Origin of the sequence: Psychroserpens damuponensis (genome assembly GCF_000826655.1) — a bacterium.
Classification (GTDB): Bacteria; Bacteroidota; Bacteroidia; order Flavobacteriales; family Flavobacteriaceae; genus Psychroserpens; species Psychroserpens damuponensis.
Map to the genome: position 1 here is coordinate 1 of NZ_JXJO01000075.1, position 2569 is coordinate 2569.

General features: G+C 33.6%; 2 protein-coding genes. Both read right to left on the minus strand.

The features are described 5' to 3' along the window. Positions 1-85: 85 nt before the first annotated feature. Positions 86-799, minus strand: coding sequence for a peptidoglycan DD-metalloendopeptidase family protein (locus tag TD29_RS17475; RefSeq protein ID WP_040282827.1), 714 nt, complete (start codon positions 797-799; stop codon positions 86-88). 70 nt (positions 800-869) lie between these two features. Then, positions 870-2372, minus strand: a complete 1503-nt coding sequence (locus TD29_RS18125) for a serine hydrolase (protein WP_052467178.1) — start codon at positions 2370-2372, stop codon at positions 870-872. Positions 2373-2569: the final 197 nt, after the last annotated feature.

Sequence of the window (2569 nt, forward strand, 5' to 3'; positions counted from 1 at the left end):
AAGGTACGACTAAAGAATCATTGACTATTTTGAAGTAAGATTCCTCCAAGCGTCGGAATGACAGTACGAACAATGACTATGAAACTCATATATTTTGGGCTTTATTGTATTCTAATCGCAACAGCAACTCAGGATCCAAACAATTCTCTCGATAAAACTCCAAATCCTTTTTAGAGCAAACTCCTGGATAATCACCAACATAGCCTTGCAAATCTTTAATAATTTGAAAATGCAAATGTGGCGCATAATCACCATTGACACTTGCATCTCCTAAAGTGGCAATTTGTTCTCCTTTTTTAAAGGTTTGCCCTACTTTTAGATTTTGAATCGATGCTAAGCTAAGATGTCCGTAAAGCGTGAAGAATTCTTGATGTTCAACAGTATGTTTCAAAATTATCGTAGGTCCATAATCGCCATGGTTGGTATTATTTTTAAAACTGTGTACCTCAGCATCTAAAGGTGTGAGTATTGGAGTTTCTGCAGCAATCCAAAGATCAACACCTAAATGAATATTGCGCTCGGTTTCTGGGTCTGTATTTTTAAAATAGGTGCTTCGTTGGTAGATGTTTCGAGTTTCAAGATATCCACCAAAGGCGACTTTTGCACTATGGTTCTGTTTATGGCTATGAATGTAATGCTCTAATGTTTCCGAAGAAGAAACGTTAAGAGTGTTTAGTGTTGTATTGGTTATTGATAAATCTAGAATGATGTATTCTGACTTAGCGATTGAGGGATTTAAAACGAAAAGTGATTGACTCCCTACATTGCTTAATAATTGTGATAGTGATTTTTTAGTCATGTATGAATTACTATGTGAGATTCCTCCTAATGTCGGAATGACAACTCGCTTACTTAATGAAATCTATTGTTTAATTTTTTAAAGCGTTCTCCAATGCTTCTGCTTTATCCTTAGCATAGGTTAAACTTTCATCCATTTGATAGCACATTTGAAAATTAGCTAAAGCCTGAATTGAATCTCCTTGCATTAACAACGCATCACCATAACTATCATACACATTTGCAGATTTTGGATGTTCTCTAATATTTAATTTAAAAACTTGAGCTGCCGCATCTACTTTATTTTCATTGATTAATAAATATCCTAATTGATTGATATCGTTTTCACTAACACGATAATTAATGGTATCTGTTTTTACACTATTGTAAAACGTTATGGCTTGGTTAACATCATTTTCGTATATTTTTTTTGCCATTGCTTTATAAACGCTTTCTCTTGGCATTTGATAAGGCTTTCCTGCTCTTATGTTTTCAATATTATCATAAATAGCTCCAAAATTTTCTCCAGAATCATTGGTTAAAATAATAAAACCACTTTTTGCATCGACTTCATTTTGTAAAAATGTAACAAACCCAACCCAACCTCCTGAGTGATTTACAACTATTGGATTACCTGGATTATAGTCTAAAAACCAACCAAAGCCATAACCTATGTATGCACCATCGTTGGTTTGCCCTGAGTACCAAGCCTCCTCCAAATAATCTTTTGAAATGATGGTGTGGTTTGCCAATGCCATGTTCCATTTATAGAGATCTTCTGCGGTTGAGTAGATTCCGCCATCACCTCTTACATCATTAACGATATTATAGTCGTTACTAATTAAATCGTTTTGATTGAGCCCTTTTCTATACCCAAAAACACGATTAGGCATATTTGGATCTGCATCCATTTGATACTCGTATAAAGTTGTGTTTGTCATCCCAATTGGATCTGTAATATGTGCTTTTAAGAACTCTCTAAAATGTTGCCCAGAAAGTTTTTCTACAATAGAAGCCAACACCAAATAACCTGTATTACTGTATGCCCATTTTTCTCCAGGCTGAAAATCTAATTCAGGATTTACTTTGTAAAACAGTTCTAAAATCTCATCATTACCTAAAATATATTGCTTTGTAGAATCTGTTTTAACAAAGTTTTCGTCGATTAAACGTTCGTAATCTGTGAGCCCAGAGGTATGATGTAATAATTGACGCACTGTAATGGTATCATAAGGAAAATCGGTTAAAATAGTATTCACTTTTTGGTCATACTCCAATTTGCCAGCTTCTTTTAATTTCATAATCGCCATACCTGTAAACTGCTTGCTTACAGAGGCCAAACGGAATTGCGAATTTAAGCTCAATGAATCTATTGGGTTGATAGATCGTAAGCCATTACTACTTTTAAATACAACTTCGCCATCTTCATAAACTAGGATATTTCCGGTGGGAATTCCTTTAGATGTCATGTCACTTATAAAGTTAGCATACTCACTTTTTGCGCTTACTACAGCGTTATTTTTTGAAGCGTCTTTACATGAAAAAAAGCATGCAAAAAAAAGACACACTATAAGGAGTTGATTTAATAATCTCATAATTTTTGATTGAAAATAATTGTACTTTATAAAGATAAGTGATTTAATTAAATGTTACTGTCACTTGAAATAGTATTCGTTTTTCTTCGGAAATGAGAAGGATTGAAATAATTTGCTATTTAAAATATAATTCTCAAAATACGCACGACTATTTTCATGTGAGATTCCTCCTAACATTGGAATGACAGAACGTGAAT